The following is a 22,308-nucleotide window of genomic DNA, read 5'->3' as shown; positions in this document are numbered from 1 at the left end:
TCTGCCCCTATGTTTGTGTTGGCGGTTGGCGTGCCATTTACCCCGCCGCAGCCCTCATGGCTGCGGCTCTTTTATTTCCCCTCAGCCCCAACCTCACACGCGCCCTTTACCCCGCACCGTATGTAATGAAAGATATACTGCTGCGCCAGCCCCGCATAGGGTACGGCGCAGTCCGGCAGCCCTTTCGGGAACAGCGAGGCCATCGCCCGCTTCATCCACACGTCGAGCGGGAAGGCCTCCACCCGTGAGGCGCCGTAAAGCAGCGCGCAGTCGGCCACCTTAATGCCCACGCCTTTAATGCGCATAAGCGACCGGCGGGCGTCGTCAATATCCAGCGTGTACAGCTCGTTAAGGTTTACCTCGCCCGAGGCCACCTTTTGCGCGGCGTCAAGGATATATTTTGCACGAAAGCCCGCCCGCAGCGGGGCTAAGTCCTCCACCGTAAGGCTTGCAAGCGTCTGCGGAGTAGGGAAGCCGTACCCGCCGCCGGGCAGCGCCTCGCCGAAGGTTTCACACAGGCGCTCTACAATCCCCTGAATGCGCTTGATGTTGTTGTTCTGCGATAATATAAACGAGCACAGCGCCTCCCACGGCGGCTGGCGCAGCACCCGCATGCCGGGGGCATATGCCACCGCAAGGCGCAGGGTTTCGTCGCAGCAGAGGGCGCGCTTTACGGCGGCGTAGTCGCGGTCAAGGTCAAAATACCCGCGCCAGAAGCCCTCGAAGTCGGTGGGGGTGGTGTTGTGCAGCGTAAGGGTGTCACCGCTTTGCGAGACGGTAAGCGCCCTGCCGCCCGCCGTGCCGAAGAAGGTATCGGGCGCAAGCTCGCGAAACACAAAGCACTGCCCGCAGCACAGGATATCCCGCAGGCAGAAATCCTGCAGGTGAGTGATGACAATATCCTTCCCCGAAACCTGTATCTCCACGACAAAACCCCCACCAATAGTATATAATACTACCATTATATCATTGATGTGGTATAATAGCTTTAGTAACTGAAATAAAAATTCAAGAAATGTACACCATATCCACAGGAAAGGAATGGCCATCACCATGAAGGAAACCCTGTACACCATCCCCATCAGCGAGGTTTTCGAGCCGAAGGACGGCTGCCCCCTCTGCCGCCTGCACGATCTGCTGGAGGAGCGCGCGCTCGACGCCATCATGGGCGCCGCGATGATGGAGCCGGATATCCGCATACAGACGAACTCGCAGGGCTTCTGCTCCGGCCACTATGGCAGGATGCTCAAACGCAAGAACCGCCTTTCGCTGGCGCTGATGCTCGAAAGCCATCTGGATGAGCTTATCAAGGCGCTGCCCGACGAGAAAGCGCTTAAGGGCGGCAAGGCGGACATCCGCACCGCCAAGTCGATGGCACAGGGGTGCTATGTCTGCGCCAAGGTGGATGCCTCCATGGAGCAGATGACGGCCAACCTGTTCACCATCTGGGGCAGGGAGCAGGCGTTTCGCACCCTCTACGCCGAGCAGCCGTTCCTCTGCCTGCCGCACTACCTTCAGCTTGTTGAGCGTGCCCAAAAGCGCCTGGGCAAAAAGGAGCTTGCGGAGTTTTTAACCGTCTCCACCGCCCTTACCAAAAGCTACCTGGAGAAGACCAAGGCGGATGTGAGCAGCTTCTGTAAGATGTTTGATTACCGCAGCGCGGGGGTGGATATCGACCGCACGGAGGCTAAAACCTCGGTGGAGCGCGCCATCGGTTACCTTACCTCCGTCCGCCCCGAGTAAAGCGTGGCAGAACCGCCGTAAGCCTGTGCCTGATACGATGCCGGATGCAAGCTGAATCGGTGGCAATAAGGGCGGTGTGGTTTTATAGGTTTAATTTGTCAGCCTATACAGAATAAACTACATTAATGGATAATAGTGCACAGAAACTTTGGCGTGGAGTATCTAAGCATGGCGAAATTCAACAGAAGATGTCGTAAAGGGGTAAAAACTTACTGTATAAAAAATACTGGTAAATCATAACAACTATTGAGGTCAAGCGTTTTACATACTTTCTATTCTAAAACGGTATCAGTTAACATAATAAAGTTTTTCAACCGTTATGCATAAAGATTTTGTACAGTCACAAAGGCTTTTGCGGATGTTTTAAACTGGATTTTCAACCTTTTCAACAGAGTTTTCAACATCTGTTATGTAAACTTTATGTTTACATCGGGTATAAGCCGCGTGTTTTCAACGTTTTCAACTGAGTATTCCACAATATGGGATGTATATCGACTGTATATCCAGAAATTTCATGTAAACAAGCCCTCTTTTTACCCCCAACACAGGCAGCATCTGGCGCATAACTTGAGCGTAAGCAGCCAAAAATAAAGCAGGTGCCTATTTTGATGTATTTGTTAAGCGGGGGGTAGACCGGAAGATGCTGCGCGGAACCAACAAACGGGTAATTGAGGTTATCAATACCGAGAATGATTTTTTTGAACGGATTATTTTCATCGTTAATAACGAAAAACGAAACGCGGCGGAGCCGGAGCTCAAGCGTCAGGCCAACTCCTATATGACGCTGCACGGGCCGAAGATTCGCAGGGCAGCGATCTTTCGCTCCACCATCCTCGCGGGGGTATTAAAGATTATGGCGGCGGCGGCGGCGGGGGCTGCTATTTCCAGCCTGTGCTTCATGCTGCTGATGAAATAATCTGTTAAATCCCTCTATATTTCATTTCAAAAATAACCATAGGTATGCTATAATAAAAAATAAATGTGCCCTTACCATCTGCTTTGCGGGTTAGGGCACGCATACATATATCACTGAATAATGCCCCCAGACATTACTCAGTGATATAAAGACGGGCTAAACGCCATGGCGCGTGCATACGCACATGCGCCATATATAACACAATGACTTTTGGGCCACTGTTGCTGCAGCTAATATTATTGTGTTATACATAGAAAAACAAATAGAATGGCCGGCGCAAAGCGGCAACGGAGAACAGACACAGATGCAGAGAGAGAATTCGCAGGAACGGTCCACCGATGCGATTGTTGGCAGAAACGCCGTGCTGGAGGCACTGAAATCGGGCAAAACGGTGGATACCCTCTATGTGCTGCAGGGCGAACGTCAGGGCAGCATATCCAAGATTATCGCGCTTGCCAAAGACAGCGGAATTCCTGTTAAGGAGGTTTCTGCCGAAAAGCTCACCCATCTGGCGGGCGGCGAAACCCATCAGGGTGTGGCGGCAGTGATGGCAGCCATCGAGTATGCCTCGGTTGACGACATCCTTGCCCGCGCGAAGGAAAAGGACGAGCCCCCGTTTATCATTATCGCCGATGGGATCGAAGACCCGCACAACCTCGGCGCGCTCATCCGTACGGCGGAGGCCGCGGGTGCTCATGGCATGATTATCGCCAAACGGCGCAGCGCCTCGGTTACCGCGGCGGTGTTCAAGGCCTCGGCGGGCGCGTGTGCGCATCTGCCGGTGGCAAAGGTGGCCAACATTCCCGCTGCGATTGATGAGCTGAAGGAAAACGGCGTGTGGATTTACGGTGCTGATATGAACGCTACCCCGTGGTGCAGGCAGGATTTCGGCGGTGCCGTAGGGCTTGTTATCGGCTCGGAGGGCGAAGGAATCGGCCGTCTTGTAAAGGATAAATGTGATTTTATTGTTTCGCTGCCCATGCTCGGCAAGGTGTCGTCGTTAAACGCCTCGGTGGCGGGCGGCATATTGATGTTCGAGGTGGCACGGCAACGCTTGAAGTTATAATGTTCTCAGATTCAGCAGTCAAAGGGGGAAGAACGTTAGATGTTTGATGACTATTATTCCTTGGACGAGATCTTAAACGAAGCTAAACGCATCAAGGAACAAAAGGTTTACGGCGCACCGGAGGACGGAAATACCCCCCCCATTATACCTGCGGAGAACCGCCGTGCTTCTGCAAACGAAGCCCCGCAGGAAGCCGGCAATACCTATAAACAGGTGCCGCCGCAGAGTTACAGTGCCCCCACGCAGGCAGGGAGCGCCTCTTTTTCAAACAACACCCATCCAAACCCCGCTTACATAGAGCAGCAGGCACCGCAGGCTCAGCCCCGCACAGCGAGGAACGCGCAGCCGAAGGGCTTTTCCATCGCTCGTGAAAGCGAGGTGTTCGGCGCCTACCAGAATACCGCGCCCCGCCGGCCTCAGGAGCCTGCGCCGCCTGCGAGAACCCGCGAGGACTACCCGCCGGAGCGCAACGCGGGCTATTATACCGCACCGCATGTGCAGCAGCCACAGCCGTATACCGCTCCGGTGCCGCAGCAGGCTCCCACCCCCGTTTGGCAGGAGCCGCTCACCTTTACGCCGCCGTCGGTATCCAGGCCGCCGCTGAGCGGGGTATACGAGCCGGAGCAGTCGGCACCTAAAGCGTATCAACCACCAGTACAGCAGAAAGCTCCCGCGTCGCCGCAGGCACCGTCAGCACAGATGCAGGCACCTGCGTCTACCGGCTTTAAGCTTCACCGCCCGGTTCGGCCGCAGGTGGAAAATGAGCCGCGGCGCCCCGAGCCTATGGCTTTTGAACCGCCGGAGGATAGAGGTTTTAATGCTTCCTACCGTGGCACTCCGCAGGCAGCTCCACTGGAGCCGCAGGACGATAGGGGCTTTAATGCTTCCTACCGTGGTGCTCCGCAGGCTGTTCCCTCCGAGCCACCGATGAATAAGGGCTATAATACCCCCTACAATGGTACTTCGCAGGCTGCTGAGCCTGAACCGCCGGTAGACAGGGGATTCAATGCTCCCTACTACGGTGCTCCTCAGGCAGCCTCGCCTGAACCGCCAATGGATAAGGGTTTCGATGCTCCCTATTACGGTGCTCCGCAGGTACCCCAGGAGAGGCAGGCTGCACCGCAGCCACAGCAAGAGCATGATACCAGGCAGTTTGATGCTGTTTCCCCCGCTATGGAGGCGGCAGGTGAGCTTGCAGGGGTAAACCCCCTTGCCGGCAGGCCGCTTGCGGCTGTTCCTCAGGAGGAGAGCCGGCTGAGCCGCTGGCAGTCTTACCGGATGCTAGAGCAGGACGGTGATCTTTCGGAGAATGAGGAACTACCGACCGCCGAGGATTTTGAACCGGACGAAAACGAATTAAGCTCCCCCGAGGATACCCCCAAGGTACTGCGCCGCCTGCAGCTGAGGCAGATATTCGGTGTATTAAGAACTGCGGCGCTTACCGTCACCTCGGTGGGTGCCATCTACCTGATATTAACCCGCATTGCAACAGCCCTGCCCATCCCCGAGGCCATCAGCGCGCAAAAGGCGCCGGGAATGTATGCGCTGGCGCTGTTTGCACTAAGCTTTGTAAGCTTTTTAGTTAGCATTATGCCCATCAGCCACGGGCTGCTTTCGCTTTTTAAGCTGAAGGCCAATGCCGACAGCATGACGGCTTTAGCCTCGGTAGCCACACTTATCTATACCTTCGCGTTTGTGGCAAGGCCGTCGCTGATAAACAACTCCAACGCGCAGTATTACTGTGTGGTAGCCATCATCGGGCTGTGGTTTAACTCGCTGGGCAAGCTTATGGTCCTTTCGCGTGTGCGGCACAACCTTTCGGTTGCGGGCAGCGGCGAGCGGCTGTATGAGGTGCAGCTTGCCAAAAGCGGCGAGTTTGCTCGCAACGCCGCAACGGTGCTGGACGACGAGGAGCCGCAGGTTGCGGTTTCGGCTCCTGCCGGCTTTTTAAAGGGATTTTTGCATTTCTCCTATGATGATGAACAGGCGCAGGGCGCCAGCCGCATCCTTTCCCCCATCTGCTTCGGGGCGGCGGTGGTGCTTTCGGCTGCTTCCTATTTCTTATATAAGGATGTTCTTTCCTGCTTTACCGTGTTTACGGCAGTGCTGTGTGTTTGTGCACCGTTTACCTCGATTGCGGTAATTAACCTTCCGTTGCTGCGCGCGGCCAAAAGCCTAACGCCTCGCGGGGCCATGCTTTCGGGCAGCGACGCGGTGGAGTCAATCTCTGAGGCTACGGCGGTTGCGGTGAACGCGGCGGAGCTGTTCCCCTCGGGCAGCATCACGCTGCACGGTATCCGCACCTTTAAGGGCGGACGTATCGACATGTCGATTCTCGAGGCTGCCAGTATTATGGAGAAGGTGGGCGGCACCATGTCCGACATCTTCTACCAGATTATTGAGGGGCGTAAGGAGATTCTTGAAAACGTTGAGGATATTGTCTACGAAGAGGGCATGGGCATCTCGGCGTGGGTGAACGGCAAACGGGTGCTCATCGGCAACCGCGAGCTGATGCGCCACCACGGCGTGGAGCTGCCCCCGCGCGAGTATGAGCTCAAGTACACGCAGGATGGCCGGGATCTGATGTATCTTGCCACCTCCGGCGAGCTTGCCTCGATGTTCGTCATCAGCTACCACGCCGACCCCGCGGTGTACCGCCGCCTAAAGCGGCTGGAGCAGAGCGGCATTGCCGTTTTGGTGAAAACCACCGACCCGAACATCACACGCGATATGCTCTCTGACCTGTATGAGCTGGACTACGATATGGTGCGCATTATGCCCGCCTCGCTGCACGGCGCTTACCTGGAGCTTACCGAAGAAAAGCCCGCCGGCCTTGCCGGGGCCGCCAACATGGGCGGCGCGATGGCGATGATGGATACGGTGATAGCCGCCGCAAGGGTGAAGTCCTCTACCACCACCGCCTTAGTGGTGCAGATGGTGTTTATCCTGCTCGGTTATGCGCTTGCCACGCTGTTTACCTTCTTTTACGGCATCTCGCTTATTAACCCGCTGCTGCTGCTCTCGTATCAGCTGGTTGCGGCACTGGTAGTTACGGTGTTTATCAGTGCGCGGAAATACTGAAAAATCAATTGAATCTCAGAAAAATCGATGGGCTGATTGTATAATTTATACAATCAGCCCATCAAATTTTTGACAGTTTAAGTGCACAAATTCACTAAATGTATTTAAAAACAAGTTGAAAAATATGTGTAAATACGCTATAATAATCACTAACGTTGCTTCACATTTTGCCAATTGGTAAGGTAAGCAAAGGTAACATAAGGCCCGCAGCTTCATCTTTGGGGCGGAGAATTACTGAATTCCAAAGGAATGAGGTATCAGCCCAAACATAACGGGCCGAAGAAAGGGGAGAATGAAATTGAGGCAATACACAGCAGACAAGATCAGGAATGTTGCCTTGGCAGGTCACGGCGGTTCGGGAAAAACATCTTTGGCGGAGGCTCTTTTGTTTTTGACAAAGGGCACCGACAGGCTGGGAAAGGTGGCTGAGGGGAACACTATCTGTGATTTTGACGCTGAGGAGATTAAGCGCAAGGTCTCGGTTTCGGCTTCTCTTGCACCCATTGAGTTTAACAACAGCAAGATTAATCTCATAGATACTCCCGGACTGTTTGACTTTGAGGGCGGCTTTTACGAGGGTATGCGCCCTGCCGAGAGCGTAATCATCGCGGTTTCGGGTAAATCCGGCGTTACGGTGGGCATGGAGAAGGCCTATAAATACGCCCAGAAGAACAACAAGGCTAAGATTATCTTCGTTACCAAGATGGATAACGATAACGCCGACTTCTACAAGGTTTACACCGCACTCAAGGAGCGCTTCGGCACTGCCATCTGCCCGGTGGTGATTCCTCATGTGGAAAACCGCAAGGTTACCTGTTACATCAATATCCTTGAAGATCGTGCTTATCAGTACGACGCTTCCGGCAAGGCCACCGAGGTACCGGTGCCGGAGGACGCGGTTCATGATGAGATTTTAGGGGCCATCAGCGAGGCGATTGCCGAAACCGACGAGGCACTGATGGATAAATTCTTTATGGGCGAGCCGTTTACCGCCGAGGAGCTCTCGAAAGGCGTGGTGGAGGGCACCAAGAGCGGTGTGATTACCCCTGTGCTCTGCGGCTCCGGCCTCACCCTTGCCGCGGTGGATCTGTTGCTTGGCGCTATTACCACCCTGTTGCCAACCGCAAAGGAGAAGGCGGGCGAAACCGCGAAGGACGCCAGCGGCAAAGAGGTGGAGATTGCATGTGACGAAGCAGCACCACTTTCATTGTTTGTGTTTAAGACGGTAGCCGACCCGTTTGTGGGCAAGCTGTCGTATTTTAAGGTAGTTTCGGGCAAGATCAGCCCTGAAATCGCTCCTATAAATGCCCGCACCGGCAACCCCGAGCGCTTGGGCAAGCTTATCTATATCAAGGGTAAGAAGCAGGAGGATGCGCCCAGCGTTCTTGCGGGTGATATCGCCGCCGTTTCCAAGCTTTCCGAAACCGTTACGGGCGACACCCTTTGTGACCCCAAGCGCGTGGTAAGCTTTGAGAGCGTTAAGTTCCCCGCCCCCTGCATGTCCATGTCCATCAAGCCCAAGGCCAAGGGCGATGAGGGCAAGATAGCACAGGGCATCCAGCGCCTGATGGAGGAGGACCCCTCTATCGGCTTTGTTACAAACTCCGAAACCCATCAGCAGTTGATCTCCGGCCTTGGTGACCAGCATCTGGATGTTCTGGTTTCCAAACTCAAGAGCAAGTTCGGCGTTGATGTTTCGCTTGAAAAGCCACGCGTACCCTACCGCGAGACCATCCGCAAGAAGGTAAAGGTGCAGGGCAGGCACAAGAAGCAGTCGGGCGGCCACGGCCAGTTCGGCGATGTGTGGATAGAGTTCGAGCCTTGCGACAGCGAAGACCTGGTGTTCGAAGAGAAGGTGTTCGGCGGCTCGGTGCCCAAGAACTTCTTCCCTGCGGTTGAAAAGGGCCTGCGCGACTGCGTAAAGCACGGCGTGCTGGCGGGCTACCCCGTAGTGGGCCTCAAGGCTACACTTGTGGATGGCTCCTACCACCCGGTAGATTCCTCCGAAATGTCGTTTAAGATGGCGGCGTCGCTTGCTTACAAGGCCGCACTGCCTACGGCTTCCCCCGCGATACTGGAGCCGATCGGTACTGCAAAGATTATGGTGCCAGACGCTAACACCGGCGATGTTATCAGCGAGATGAACAAGCGCCGCGGGCGTGTGCTGGGTATGTCTCCCACCGAGGAAAAGCTGCAGATGGTGGAGGCCGAGGTGCCGATGAGCGAGATGAGCGATTTTACCACCGTTCTGCGCTCGATGACACAGGGCCGCGGCAGCTTCTCGCTCACCTTTACACGCTACGAACAGCTGCCCTCGCAGCTGGAAGCGGCGGTAATTGAAGACGCTAAGCTGTTGCACCAGGAGGAAGAGGAGAAATAATCGGTTACTAAACATGATCGCCCCCAGTCGGTTCTGCCGGTTGGGGGCGTATGTATATCGTTATATTTTTATAACCCCGTCTGCGGCCATTAATATTATAAAATGTTCATAGCTTAGTTATTGTTCTGCTAAAAATACTATGGTAGAATAAAACAAATCGGAAGGAATGGATCCTTATGATATTGGAGGTTACTTTTTATGCAGGCAATGAATTTCCTTATTGGCTTTATCGGCGTTATGCTGAGTATCAGTGCGGTGCTTGGTATCCTGTTTTATATTCTTAATGCCATCAGCTACTATACCATTTCAAAAAACCGCGGGTATGATAAGCCATGGCTTGCATGGATACCGGTGGCCAGCGACTACCTCAAGGGCGCCGTTGCCGATGATATTAACCGGCGCAAGGGCAAGGCTTCGAACTTCAGAACCTGGCTGCTGGTGCTGAGTATTGTAACAAGCTTTTCGGGTGTTATCGTAATAGTGCTGGGTATTGTGTTCGGTCTTGGTACTGCCTTTTCATCGGGATTTGATCAACTCCCAAACTTTTTTCAACACAGAGGATTTTACAGGAGCTTTTCAGCCTCCGGGCCGTCTGGTTTGTTTATGACATTGTCACCGCTGTTTTCTCTTCTTTTGAATGCGGTAGCAATAGGGTTTTCGGTGGTGATGTATATTGTATTGTATAAAACCTTCGAGGATTACACCCCGCAAAACGCGGTGATGTTTTTGCTGCTCTCCATCTTTATAAGCGTCACCTATCCTTTTTTGCTGTTATCCATCCGTAACAAGCCGGCAGTATCGATCTATGGCAGCTCAAATGCCGCGCCAAACTGGAACTGGGCGCCGCCTCAACAGCCCTACGGCACCACACCGCCCCCTTATTACGGGCAGGGGAATGCTGTGCCGCCCGTTCAACAAGAAAATGTTCAACAATCGTCTGTTCCGTTTACAAATGATAATGACGAACCAAAGCAACAGTAATTATATTAAACCGAAGCGATGCAGGCTTCGGTTTTTGTTTAGAAAACCACTCGTGGGTGAGTGGTTCCAGCCTGTAAAAAAAACCCAGTCGCAGCCGGACTTTTTCACAGGCTAAAGCAAACAGCCATCGGCAGAGCCGATGGCTGTTTGCTTGTGGTTAGAAGTTAGAAACTAAGGGTAAATAAATTACTTGCTGGCCTTTTTAACTGCCACGAAGCCTGCGCCGGCCAGTGCAAGGGTTGCAAGAACCATAGCGATTACAATCGAGGAAGAATCACCGGTATTGGGGTTTGCGGTAGCGGGGGTGGAGCTGGTGTTAGCTGCATCGGGAATGGAAGCCATCTTGGTCGCAAAGATTGCATACTCGCCGAGACGACCCTTGGTCTCGAAAACTACTGCGCCGTTTTCAATGGTAGCTACAATCGGCTCGCCTACAAGAACGCTGTTTTTTACGGCATAAACATAAGCGGTGGTGCCGTTTTCGTTCTGCCAGTCATTATTGAAGTTAACAGAGATCTTTGCGTTGTCCTTTAAGTAGGGGCTGCCGGGGAAGTTGATGTACTTAACGTCCTTGCCGTTTGCAATCTTAGTGATATAATCCGGCACGGTGGTGGTAGCTGCAAGGTAGAGGGAGGTATCCTGGTTGGCAACCTTGGAGAATACTACGCTGTAAGAGGGGTAGTTGATGCTCAGCTTCTGCTGGCTCTCGGCTACCTTCGCGAATACGGAGGCATCGATAACGGGGCTGGAAGCAATCATTTTGTAGGTATCATCAGCCTGAGGGATAAGGTCGGTATCATCCTGTCTTTCGTTGAACATGGTGATGGTTTTCTCTACGGTACCCTTTACACGATCGCCGGTGCTCTTAACCTGAGCAATTACAATGGTAACCTTAACGTCATGCTCTTCGGCAGTGATGGTCTTAACGGGGGACAGCTTTACGGAGTAAACTACTGAACCGTCAGTTGCGGTGGTCTTCTTGTAGCTTACGGTAAGCTTGTTGGTATCGGAAGAGGCTACGCTGAGGCTCTCGCCGCCGTTCCAAGTGTCAAAGTTGCCACCGGGTGCAAGGTCCACGTTAACGGGTTCATCGGTAAACTGCAATGCGGTGGGGAAGGTGGAAGTGCCGGGAACAGTGCCGATAATTTCACCACTGATGTCGGCGGCTGAAACGATGGTTGCCAAGCTCAGTACAAATGTCAGAGTAAGTACGATTGCAATAAGTTTTTTCATGTTGTTTCCTCCTTGAAAATGTTTCGAGCTCTCCTGCAGCAGGTTCCGTTATCGAGTGCAAGCTTGTCGCTTGCTCTCTGTCCCGGACGTCTTTGCTGTTGCTCTGGCATTATTATACCGTGAGTAGCCGTCTTTGACAATACCTATTTTGACATCATTGTGTAACTAATTTGTAATCTATTTATATGCATAGTGCACTAATAACCAAAAAATATTGTGATATTCTGCTGTATATTATATCCTTGGAAGAACACTCCTTTAAATTTGTTACACTTTGTAACTATTTCGTCCGCAATTTGGGTACAGCTGGAGCAAAACGATTACTCTCCCGCCAGACTAGCCCTCAAAATGAAAACGATACTTCATTTGTATTGAGAATTATGTTAACCGAGAAGAATTTACCCAAACATAAAAGCAGCCGCAGATTCTGTTCTGCGGCTGCTTCATAGCTGTTAAAACTTATTCCCAGAAATTGCTGCTTGTTGTAGCAAACGGATCAGTTGTACTGGTTCCTCCGTTGAGGTGTTTGGTGCAGATATTGGGCAGGTTATTCTTGTTATAATAACCAATTGCGGTTGTCGGGCAGTACGGCGATGCAAGCTCACCGGTCTCCACACAATAGGCCTCCTGCACCACGCCATCGGAAACGGGGAAGGTACCGGGGTCTTTATCCAGCTTCACAACCTCCTGCATTACCTGCTTCCATGCGTTTACGGGCGGGTAGGAAGAACTATAGGTAACCTCCTTGTTTCGGTCATAGCCGATCCACAGAGCCGCAACATATTTGGGAGTACAGCCGATAAACCACTGGTTATAGTTATCGTCGGAGGTACCGGTTTTACCAACCACCTCGGCACCCTTTACCTTCGCGGCAAGTCCGGTACCCTCGGTAGCACCGTTTACTACCTGATAGAGCAGGCGGTTCATGATATAAGCGGTTTCGTCACTGATTACGCGGTTAGAGTCACCCTTGTTCTCCAGAATCACCTCACCGGTAGCGGCATCCAACACCTGCGTATAGGAATAGGGCTTTGTATAGGTTCCACCATTAGCGAATATCTGGTAGGCTCCCGTCATTTCTAACACTGTTACACCTTCGGTAAGGCTTCCTAGGCCAAGCTGAGCAAGGCCAACATCTGTGAGTACTGTACCGTCTTCTTTTTTTCGAGCCTCTATCAATGTAGTTATGCCCAGCTTATTCTTCAAGAAGTCAAAGGCGCGGCGGGGCGTGAGCATATCCAACACCTTTACGGCAACCGTATTGGTAGAGTTTTGTATTGCGCGCACCACCGTCATATTCTCTTTATATCCCGCGTAGTGGTTTTTAGGCCATGTCGACATTACCTCTTCACCGTTCTTCACCTCTTTCATCGGTGAATCTTCAATGGGCGAGGAGTAATTAATGATACCTAGCTCAATGGCCTGAGAATAGGTGGCAATCGGCTTTATGGAGGAACCGGGCTGGCGCTTTGCCATTGTGGCGTAGTTAAAGCCACGGTCCGATACCTTTTCGCCGCGCTGCCCCGCGATACCCAATATCTTGCCGTGCGGGTCGATAATAGCCATCGCAGACTGCGGCGGCTCCTTATTGGTAACCGCCTTAAAGGTTTCGTCACTTGTATATTTCTCATCAAGAATCTTCTGAATCATAGGGTTCATTGTAGTGTAAATACGCAATCCGCCGCTGAACAGCTTGGCTTCGGCCTGTTGTTTGGTCATGCCCTTTTTCGTCATCAGGTCACTGACAATCTCATCAATCAGGTTTTCAACAAACCAGTTCCATTTAGAGCCCTTTTTCTGCATGGCCTCTTCCTTCTTAAAGGTAATCGGCTCCTTAAGGGCATTATCATATTCCTGCTGGGTAATGCGCCCCTGATTGAGCATCTCCAGTAAAACATACTCCCGGCGCTCCTTATTGTTTTCGGGGTGAGCAAAGGGATTGTACCTAGAGGGGTTCTGCGTAATAGACGCTAACGCACAGCACTCCATCAGGGTAAGATCCTGAACATCTTTATTAAAATACAGGTTAGCGGCTGCCTGCACGCCGTTGGTATTGTTGCCAAGCGCAATGGTATTCAGGTATGCCTCCAGAATATCATCCTTAGAGTATACCTTCTCCACGTTTATAGCTCGGAAGATCTCCTGCACCTTACGCGGAATACTCACCTCGTCCTCACCTGTAATGTTCTTAATGAGCTGCTGTGTAAGGGTGGAACCACCCTGCGTACGGGCAGAAAAGCTAACAAAGTAGTTTACTGTTGCATAAAGGGTTCGTCTCCAGTCCACGCCCGAATGCGCGGGGCCAAGCTTATTGTCAAAGCGCTTGTCCTCAATGGCGATTACCGCCTGCTGCATATATTTCGGAATCTTATCAATACCTACCCAGATACGGTTTTCGCCACCGATCAGGCGTTGAAGCTCGTACGTTTCACCCGTTTCGGGGTTCTCAGCATAGATAATGCTGGTATAGTTTTGCTTAAAGTTGCGCAGGTCGATAACGTCGTTGGTGTTCACCAGCTGTAAAACATAAATCGACATTACCGTTGCAACAATGCAGCCCGTAATGACACATACCAGAAACACAGTGGCAATAATACGGCCTATAAACCCTAATGTTCCTTTTATAGCTACTACACCCGGCGAGGTGGTTTTACCTTTTTTTGTGCTGCCTGTCGCTTTGGGGGTGGGTGCTGGGCCTTTGGGATTAGATACATATGCCATAGCCGCAGTCAGCCTCCTTTTATAATTTGATATGAGGATGTGTTTTCCATACTTTGTAATGTCACATCCCGACTTATTATTATATCATATTATAGGGCTAAATACTAAAGAATATTTCGGAAAAATCTGTGAAAATTTTTACGCTTTCCTGTATAGCAATACCAAGTATCGTCAACAATAGATTGAAGGACTACACAGACTTGTGTAAACAATTCGTTATTTGTCGATTGATTATTACACTTTGTCAAATTAGAGAGGGAATGAGCCGTGATTAAGCTGTTACGATGGGTTTTCTCTGCTGTTGCTACCGTGGCACTGATAACCATTTTCGCGGAATACTCACAGCAAAACAAGGTGCTGCTGGCCGATGAAGTAACCTCAGATGCGGCAGAAACGGTACCGCTAACGGTTGTAAGCAGCAGTGTCTCGCCCAAAGAATCGGAAGGGTATATTCTGCGTGAATATGACGGGAAGCTGGCAATCTTTAAAACCGGCGGGGCTGAACCGCTTTACGTTTTTAACGTGAGCATGGAAACGATGAGCGATTACGATAAAGCCGCCCTGCAGCAAGGTATTACAGCTAACAATCTGGAGGAGCTGAAAACCCTTGTTGAGGATTATACCAGCTAGGCAACATTTATAGCTATTGTAATCAGTCAAAAGCAAAGCTAGCAATCTTCAATAGGCCCATACGAAAACCGGAAGCGGTATCACCGCCCCGGTTTGATTTTTACCACTTAAGGGTATCTGCCTTATTAAAGGATGAGAGGTCATAGCTTGATATCTGCTTGTCGCTTGCGGTGTAAAGATAGTTGCCTATACAGAGACCGCGGTGTACCGCATCCTCCGGCTGCTCCGAGGCATTGGGCAGCTTTCCGAGCAAGGCAAGAGAATTATCCTTCAGGCTGTAAAGATAATAGCCGGAAAACGCCGTTTCAAGTATGTTTGAGCCCTCCTTAAGCCGTGTAATCACAGCGGAAAAACCAATCATCTGTTTTTCCGTGCTGTAATATAACGATTTAAGGTTTAAAACAGCTTCGGAATAGCTGCCGTCCTGGCCAAGGGTTATTGCCTTTTTAACAACGGGCTTCTGTTTGTCGGAGATATCAAAAAGGGTAAGCTGCAGGCCCTTGCGCACGGTTTCTCCGTTCTCCAGTGCGGTAAGATACCCAAGGCCCACTACCGTCTGGTCGCCCACCGGGTGCAGACTGGTTGAAAAGCCTTTTACCTTTACATCTCCTAACAGCTTGGGGTGCAGGGCATCGGAAAGGTCGAATACCAGCAGCGGGTCTTGCTCTCCGTAGGCAGAGACATAAGCCGTGCCGCCATAAAAGCGTGCGGCATACACCGTCTGGTCATTCGGGGCTTGCGTGCTGCCGGCTATAGAAAGATCTCTGCCAAACACATAAAGGTTAACGGCGTTCTTTCCTTGCTGATTCTGCGAGGTGGTGACCATTCGAAGCGTTCCGTCCGATTCGTCCATAGCCGTACCGTCCGGTACCCGGCCCGCCACCTTGGCTTCCGTAATGCCGATATGTTCACTGCCGTTATAGGCCAGCTTGGTAATGCGGGTGCCCGTTTGATTCTCCGCAAGCATGGCGGAGTTTATCAGATAGACACCGCCCGGCGCGATATACGCGCTGCAAGCGCCCCCAAGAACCGCCTTGGTGGAGGCTGGTGCCGAAGCGTCATACAGCTTCATGGCGGTAACCGTTGCATAGCTGTTGTCACCGGCGGCTTCCGGCAGGATAATGTCCTTCGAGCTTAACGGAGCAGCGCCGCCCATACCCGTCGCGCTGTCGTAATAAGACGGTACGATGCTGCAAACCGGCAGCACCCCGCTGTATTCAAAGGTTCTGCGCACCGAAACCATGTACAGCGTGTCGCTGCTTACTTTCGCAGTGAGGTATTCACCCTCCTGCGTATACTCGCGTTTTTTTACCGGGCTTTGGCGATTGGTGATGTCATACATCTCCACAGTGGTACCCACCGACTGAATCTCTTCAGAGGCCCCGGGAGCAATATAAGCATAGTTATTGCACAACAGGGTTAGATTATTACCCTGTACAAAAAGCTCGATGACATACCGATCTTCCTTTGAGACATCAATCTCGGAGGAAAGGGTAAGCTTTCCGTTCTGAGAGGTCTCTGCTATCTTCACCGTGGTGCCGGTAGTATAGTAGATATACCTATCGTCTGCCTGAATGATATCCGCGTCGGCACTGTCAGACAACCGGCTGCTGCCAGAGACCTTCGCCGCAAATCCGGCTTCACTTCCGCCGCCACCGCCGCCGCCCTTCCCGCCGGATCCCTCGGGCTCGTCGGGGTTTTTGTCGGAGGTCTCGGAGGGGATACCGTCTACCGCAGTATACACCTTCTCCTGGTTCTCGATCTGCGTTTGTTCAAGCGCGGTACGAACGCTCTGGTAGCTCTCGTCCGCTGCCAGCGCTTCGGAAGCTTCCGCATCTGCCGCCGGAGCCGCTTCTAAGATCGCCTCATCCTTGATAGGGGCAATACCCATCGCCTGTGCGTTTTTTTCAGTTGAAGGTGCGACATCCCCCTGCAACCCAATTTTCATCGGCTGCAGGGCAGCATAAACCAGCGCGATGCAGCACACAAAACCGGCGCACAAGGCAAAAGCAAGCCGCCGGCGAGTAAAGAACACCTTACGGTTCGCGGGTGCGGGCTGCTCATCGTCCAGCTTTTGCACAAGTATCTCGGGCGAAATACGAGCTGAGGGAAGAATATCCTCGTTTAACCGGTTCATTTTTTGCCGCAAAAAATCGATGTCTTTTTCAGGGTTATAACGGGGCATTCTTCATCACTTCCTTTCCAGCTCGGCGCGCAGTTTTTTAAGGGTGCGGTAAAGTTTGGAGGATACCGTTCCCTGCGGACAGCCCAAGATGTCGGCAATCTCTCGCGTTTTATACCCTTCCACCACCGCCAGCACCAGGATGGTACGCTCTGAATAATCGATGGTAGAAAGTGCCGCCAGAAGTGCTAGCTTTTCGTCGTTATCGGTATTCAAATCGAAGCTGATAACATGCTCGGAGATATCCTCCGGGTCAATCTTCTGCCTCGTGGTTACATACTGCTTAATCTTTCGCTTGCAGCGGATACTGAGAATACGCATCATCCACGGCTTGAACAATGTCTCATCCCGCAGGTTTTTCAGGCCCTTGTATCCCTCCAAAAAGGTTTCAGACACTGCATCCTCCGCATCCTCGCGGTTTCCCAATGTATAATACGCAAAGCGATATAGGTCTTTGTAGATTTCGTTATATAAGTCGCCAAACGCCTGTTTATCACCGTTTTTCGCCAGCCCAACCAGTGACAGGGTTGTTTCCATCGTAGCACCACCTACTTTGCCGCTACAACCATATAGTGCAGCCTGCAAACAATTTTATTGCCTATATATTTTTAATAAACCCGAATAATTTGTATTTTTTACTCGCACGCAACACGCAAGGCCCTTATTATGTAAGCCCTAGAAAAAATGATTAAATGCTATAGCCTGCATATCCTACCCAATGTACATATATATGATTAAAAAGTATATCAAATTTATCGGAAATAAGTATTATAGCCTTACTGCTTGGCATGGGGAAAGGACTAACCGATCCTTCATCCTCTATTCTACTATAAAATCACAAAATGTCACTAGGGCCTGTTTGTTAAATCGTTGTGAACAAAAACAGAGAATTCTGTTTAAACACCCACACCATAGAACCCATGCTTGATAATCCTGCTCTGCGGGTTCATAATATGAATAGAGTTTTTAAACGCTGAAAGGATGGGACAACATGGAGAATCGAAAGGGTTCCGTTATGGGTACCATTAGATGGCTGAGCTATGATATTGCAGGAGCCTTTCTCTACGCTGCGGGGGTTCACTGCTTTACCTCTGCGCACCATATCGCGCCCGGCGGCGTAACGGGTATCTCAATCATTATCAATTACCTTACGGGTATCCCTATCGGCATCTTAGTGCTGCTCATTAACATCCCGCTGCTGCTGATTGGCTTAAAATTTCTGGGGCGCAGGTTTACCGTGCGTACCCTCATCTCGGTCGCCATCCTCACCTTTTTCTTGGATTATGTAGTGGTGAAGCTGCCGGTTTATACGGGCAACACCCTATTAGCCTCGCTGTTCGGCGGTGTTGTAATGGGGGCGGGCCTTGCCATTGTGTTTATGGGCGGCTCCACCACCGGCGGTACCGACATCGTAACCAAGCTGCTGCTGCAAAAGCACCCCTACCTGCAGATGGGCCGAATCATCTTCATCATCGACCTGATTATTATCTCAGCTTCGACGATTGTGTATAAGAGCATTGATTCCGCACTTTACGCGATTATTGCGATGTTTACAACCGCAAGGGTTATCGACGCACTGCTCTACGGGCTGGATATCGGCAAGCTGGTGCTGGTAATTTCAGAGAAGAGTGATGAGATTTCGCAGCGGATTATACACGACCTTGATCGTGGCGTAACCCTGCTGAAGGCCGCGGGGGGCTACTCCGGCAAGCAGCAAAACGTCGTAATGTGTGCGGTGCGTAATTCCGAGTATGTTAAGCTCAAGCAGCTGGCCCACAGCATTGACCCCAAATCATTTGTAATTGTCACCAGTACCAGTGAGGTGCGGGGAGAGGGCTTTAAGCCTATAAAGGAAGATAACTGAACGCTTTAATAAGCCCGGTATGCACGCATCTCAACGACATTTTCACAATAAACCCCTCCCTTCTATTAAACACTCCAATATAATAACGAATGGGAATAAAGAAACTCTACACCTCAGTTGTGATAAAATTATTTAAATTTAAGATTTTGTAGTAGCGGGCACAGTAAGGGGCACGGTAATCCTACCGCGCCCCCTTACTGTGCCCGCTTGATGGTGGACCGCTAATTCTTCTGCGCTTCTACCATTTGTTGAAATGCCTTCTCTTTTTGCTCGGGTGTCAGGTATTCAGTGCCGGTGCTCTGTGCCACGGTTGTTCCCGCTGTTTGATTCTTCTCAAAGTTTAAAAACGGCAGCTCGTTTATAAAGGCTGGCGCCTTGCTTTCAGGCAGCAGAAAAATCATCATATTGCTTGAGATACCGTTGTTAACGGAAGGCAAACTGGAAACAGGGGCCTCAAACGCCACGGTGTAAATCCTCTCGCCGGGCTGTGCGAGATACCGCTTTACGCAGGCATTGGCAAGTGCCTCTATCTGTGCCTTGTCGGTAATACGGCCCTTCAGATAATAATCCAGCATATTGGCGTCGTAGGTCTGGCCGTCGGTTATAGGGACTGTGCCGTATTCTTTATAATATTGGTCTTTGCTGTATAACGCCTGCTGATAAAGCTCGCTGGTTGGCAGCAGGCCATCGGTGGTGCTTACCTGCCCGCCGGTTTGCTCGCTGGCGTAGGATTCCCAGTATCTCCACAGGTTAACCTCCGGCTGCAGGATATACGCCCCTGTAACAGCAGAGTAATCGGGAACTTCGGTAATGTCCCAACCTATGTTGCGAAGTGCGGCTATGGTATTCTTATACCACGGCGCTATTGCGACGTTGCCCGTCTGCAGCTCCTGATGCTTTCCGCCTTCTGTATCGGTATAGGTTACCGTGTAATTGAGAACCATCGTAAACAGCTCGCGAGAGGGGGGAGACATTACCTGCTCAAAACTTTGTGCGGCTTCATCATCCTTGAGTGCCTTTAGCAGCTCTGTTGCCTGCTCCTTGTTCAAGCGGGTAATCGGCTGCTCTTGTGCAAAGGTAAAATCGGAACGGGTAACCGATATAATATCCTCCGGCTTTAAATAAGAGGCAATATTGGTTTTTGCACGGAAGGCGGCAAGCCCGTTCAGGGCGTAAATCTTTTCCCTTGCCTCAACGGGCGTTGCGGAAAACAATCGTTTTACGGTCTGCCCGTTCTTTAGGGTGTAGGTAATCTGGGTAGAGGTGTTGAGTATTCCGTCTGCCGAGGCACTGGGATTATTCCGGTTCAGGTTGAGCCTGCCGAACTGCTGTGAGGTGGTGATAGCCTGATGTGCAAGAATAACCTGACGGATGACCTCCGGTTCTGTAAAGCCGGTATCCTGCCAATCGGCGGTCGGGAAGAATTTGTACATAAACTCTGCCGCACCGTTGTAGCTGATATTCACATCCTTTACCTCATCCTCCTTGGGCACATAGCCGGAGTACCCGAACGCGCCGGTATAAAGAATGCCGGTAAAGGTGAGGATTACCGCGGCAACCGCGGCAAACTGCAACAGCATCTTTTTAAAGGTTTTAAAGCCGCGGGCCAGCACTGCCTCGGCAACAAAGTAGGCCACAAACGCACCGATTAAAAACCCAGCCGTAGCCATAGGCCAGGTATTGTTCAGTGTTTCGGCAAACAGCGCTGCGGTAAGAATGCCCGCGATATTGGCCGCCATCAGCTTCATAATAATCTGCAAAACGCCGCTGGGCTTTGATGTACCTGCAATTTCGGTTCTTCTGCGCTGATAAAGCGCAAGGGCAGCCCATGCAAGCAGAGCGATGGCAATCGGCCAGATAATAAAGCTGCGGATTACATAGCTGTTTTGCCCGATCACACTGTTGTCAAAAAGCCTCGCTACCGACGATGCCACCGGCGAAAGCCCCAGAATGATGGTGTTCATATCATCGGCGGTCTGGTAACCGATTAAAGCAATCTGCGTGAACATACGATCAAGCAGCAGGATGATGCTGGGCGCACCGCAAAGTGCCAGGGTAAACACCGCCGTATCAAACACAGCGCCCGTAGTAACGGCACTGAACACACAGATGATATAAACCCCTATTGCGTAAACAGCGAAGGAACCAAAGCTGATCATCCATTGCAGGGTATCCACCTTATAGGCCTGCAGAACACCCTGTGCAACAAAGAGCAGGGATGTTGAAAGGATGTACGGAATCAGGATTACCGTAACACCTGCCAGCGCCTTAGAAAGCAGCAGATGCTGGCGTTTTATCGGCAGAGCGCCATACAGATCCATCGCGCTGCGGTTGTGCATGTATGCGGTGGTAATAAGCCCTATCACCAGCGAGCCAATAAGTGTAATTATAAGGAAAGCAAACAAATTCTCCTGCGGGTATTGCGAGGCATAGATACTGCCGCTGCTTGCGCCAATCAATCCGCCGTTGCGCATCTGTGCCAATACGCTCAGGGAGCTGATGGTATACGGCAGCGGCCCGGTGAGGGTGAGCAGCAGAAAAAACGCAACCATCAGGCCGATGTGGCCCTTTACGGTGTGCAGATACAGGCCAAGCCCCCGGCGGTTAGTCCATGATCTGGCTGAAGTCATAGCCGGTTCCCTCCATTTCATACAGGAATATCTCCTCAAGCGTTAACGGCAGCATCTCTATAAAGATGGGGTTGAATGCATCCAGCTTGGGCTTTAGCTCTTCCCGCTCCCCGCGCAGAATCAGGGTAACTACCCGGCCCGAAAGCTCGGTTTTCAGCGGCGCAAGTGTTTTGAGCTTCTCCTCGTCGGGGGCCTGCTCAAATGCCAGCTGCACCTTGTGCATACTGTCCTTCAGGCTGTCGTAATCCCGCTCCATCACCAGCTTTCCGTAGTGCAGCAGGCCAATCTGCGTGCAGAGATCCTCCAGCTCGCGAAGGTTGTGCGAGGTGATAACGGTAGTAAGGTTTTTATCTACCACCTTTTCCGCGATAATACGTTTTAGCAGGCTGCGGATTACGGCGTCCAACCCATCAAACGCCTCATCCAGCAGCAGGTAATCGGGGTTTGCGGAAAGCGCCAGCAGCAGCGACGCCTGCCGCTTCATCCCCTTAGAGAAGGTGTGTATCTTCTTTTTATAGTTCAGCGGGAAGATTTCGCACAACCGCTTGAAGGTGGCCTCATCCCAGTTGGAATAGTACTGGCGGTAGAACTTTGCGGCATCGTGAATGGTGTACTGACTAAAAAAGTAGGGCTCATCACTCACAAAGAAGATGCGATCCTTGAGTGCCGTATTTTCAAAGGTGCTCTCGCCTTCAATGGTAACGCTTCCGCCGTCGGTGCGGTATACGCCCGAGATGATACGCAGCAGGGTGGATTTGCCCGAACCGTTGGAACCGATCAGCCCGTATACGCCCCCCTGCTTCATCCTCATGCTTACGTTATCGAGCGCCTTGGTTTCGTCAAACAGCTTGGTAACTGTATTTACCTCTATCATGCTATGA

Annotated in this window: 15 protein-coding genes; 8 read left to right on the top strand and 7 right to left on the bottom strand. The window is 51.6% G+C overall.

Going from position 1 to position 22,308, the window contains the following annotated elements:
* Positions 1-71: 71 nt before the first annotated feature.
* Complete coding sequence (locus tag BLR50_RS09615; RefSeq protein ID WP_242871735.1) at positions 72-926, bottom strand: DNA-3-methyladenine glycosylase family protein; 855 nt, start codon at positions 924-926, stop codon at positions 72-74.
* Between the two features lie 115 nt (positions 927-1,041).
* Between BLR50_RS09615 and BLR50_RS09610 the strand changes: the two genes are divergently transcribed.
* From BLR50_RS09610 to BLR50_RS09585, 6 genes are all read left to right on the top strand, one after another.
* Positions 1,042-1,743 (top strand): DUF6062 family protein, encoded by a 702-nt coding sequence (locus BLR50_RS09610; protein WP_143008089.1) that lies wholly within the window; start codon positions 1,042-1,044, stop codon positions 1,741-1,743.
* 640 nt (positions 1,744-2,383) lie between these two features.
* A complete protein-coding gene (locus BLR50_RS09605; RefSeq protein ID WP_092641247.1) occupies positions 2,384-2,659 on the top strand; it encodes a hypothetical protein in 276 nt (91 codons plus the stop codon).
* Positions 2,660-2,963: 304 nt separating this feature from the next.
* A complete protein-coding gene (rlmB, locus tag BLR50_RS09600; protein ID WP_092641244.1) occupies positions 2,964-3,725 on the top strand; it encodes a 23S rRNA (guanosine(2251)-2'-O)-methyltransferase RlmB in 762 nt (253 codons plus the stop codon).
* 39 nt (positions 3,726-3,764) lie between these two features.
* Positions 3,765-6,806 (top strand): hypothetical protein, encoded by a 3,042-nt coding sequence (locus BLR50_RS09595; RefSeq protein WP_092641241.1) that lies wholly within the window; start codon positions 3,765-3,767, stop codon positions 6,804-6,806.
* A 298-nt stretch (positions 6,807-7,104) separates the two neighbouring features.
* The gene (locus BLR50_RS09590; RefSeq protein WP_092641238.1) at positions 7,105-9,186 is read left to right on the top strand and encodes an elongation factor G; all 2,082 of its coding nucleotides are present in this window, start codon (positions 7,105-7,107) and stop codon (positions 9,184-9,186) included.
* Between the two features lie 198 nt (positions 9,187-9,384).
* The gene (locus BLR50_RS09585) at positions 9,385-10,167 is read left to right on the top strand and encodes a hypothetical protein (protein WP_092641234.1); all 783 of its coding nucleotides are present in this window, start codon (positions 9,385-9,387) and stop codon (positions 10,165-10,167) included.
* Between the two features lie 186 nt (positions 10,168-10,353).
* On the opposite strand, the gene BLR50_RS09580 is transcribed toward BLR50_RS09585, so the two are convergent.
* Together BLR50_RS09580 and BLR50_RS09575 are read right to left on the bottom strand one after the other, a co-directional pair.
* Positions 10,354-11,400, bottom strand: a complete 1,047-nt coding sequence (locus BLR50_RS09580; RefSeq protein ID WP_092641231.1) for an LPXTG cell wall anchor domain-containing protein — start codon at positions 11,398-11,400, stop codon at positions 10,354-10,356.
* A gap of 459 nt (positions 11,401-11,859) precedes the next feature.
* Complete coding sequence (locus BLR50_RS09575) at positions 11,860-14,121, bottom strand: transglycosylase domain-containing protein (protein WP_092641228.1); 2,262 nt, start codon at positions 14,119-14,121, stop codon at positions 11,860-11,862.
* Positions 14,122-14,388: 267 nt separating this feature from the next.
* Here BLR50_RS09575 and BLR50_RS09570 point away from each other — a divergent pair, with 267 nt between their 5' ends.
* Complete coding sequence (locus BLR50_RS09570; RefSeq protein WP_092641225.1) at positions 14,389-14,751, top strand: BofC C-terminal domain-containing protein; 363 nt, start codon at positions 14,389-14,391, stop codon at positions 14,749-14,751.
* A 100-nt stretch (positions 14,752-14,851) separates the two neighbouring features.
* On the opposite strand, the gene BLR50_RS09565 is transcribed toward BLR50_RS09570, so the two are convergent.
* Complete coding sequence (locus BLR50_RS09565; protein WP_092641222.1) at positions 14,852-16,936, bottom strand: beta-propeller domain-containing protein; 2,085 nt, start codon at positions 16,934-16,936, stop codon at positions 14,852-14,854.
* Between the two features lie 6 nt (positions 16,937-16,942).
* Positions 16,943-17,470 carry an RNA polymerase sigma factor gene (locus tag BLR50_RS09560; protein WP_092641219.1) on the bottom strand — a complete coding sequence of 176 codons (528 nt, stop codon included), beginning with the start codon at positions 17,468-17,470 and terminating at the stop codon, positions 16,943-16,945.
* A 454-nt stretch (positions 17,471-17,924) separates the two neighbouring features.
* Between BLR50_RS09560 and BLR50_RS09555 the strand changes: the two genes are divergently transcribed.
* Positions 17,925-18,797, top strand: a complete 873-nt coding sequence (locus tag BLR50_RS09555) for a YitT family protein (RefSeq protein ID WP_092641216.1) — start codon at positions 17,925-17,927, stop codon at positions 18,795-18,797.
* Between the two features lie 221 nt (positions 18,798-19,018).
* On the opposite strand, the gene BLR50_RS09550 is transcribed toward BLR50_RS09555, so the two are convergent.
* A complete protein-coding gene (locus tag BLR50_RS09550; protein WP_092641213.1) occupies positions 19,019-21,427 on the bottom strand; it encodes a gluconate 2-dehydrogenase subunit 3 family protein in 2,409 nt (802 codons plus the stop codon).
* Entirely contained in the window at positions 21,402-22,301 is a 900-nt protein-coding gene (locus BLR50_RS09545) for an ABC transporter ATP-binding protein (RefSeq protein WP_162840392.1), read from the bottom strand. The genes BLR50_RS09550 and BLR50_RS09545 overlap by 26 nt, the downstream gene beginning before the upstream one ends.
* Between the last annotated feature and the right edge of the window lie 7 nt (positions 22,302-22,308).

It is taken from the genome of Acetanaerobacterium elongatum (assembly GCF_900103835.1).
In the GTDB taxonomy this organism is placed as follows: domain Bacteria; phylum Bacillota; class Clostridia; order Oscillospirales; family Ruminococcaceae; genus Acetanaerobacterium; species Acetanaerobacterium elongatum.
The sequence above is the reverse complement of the archived record's forward strand: the minus strand, read 5'-3'. Positions and strand labels throughout refer to the sequence as shown.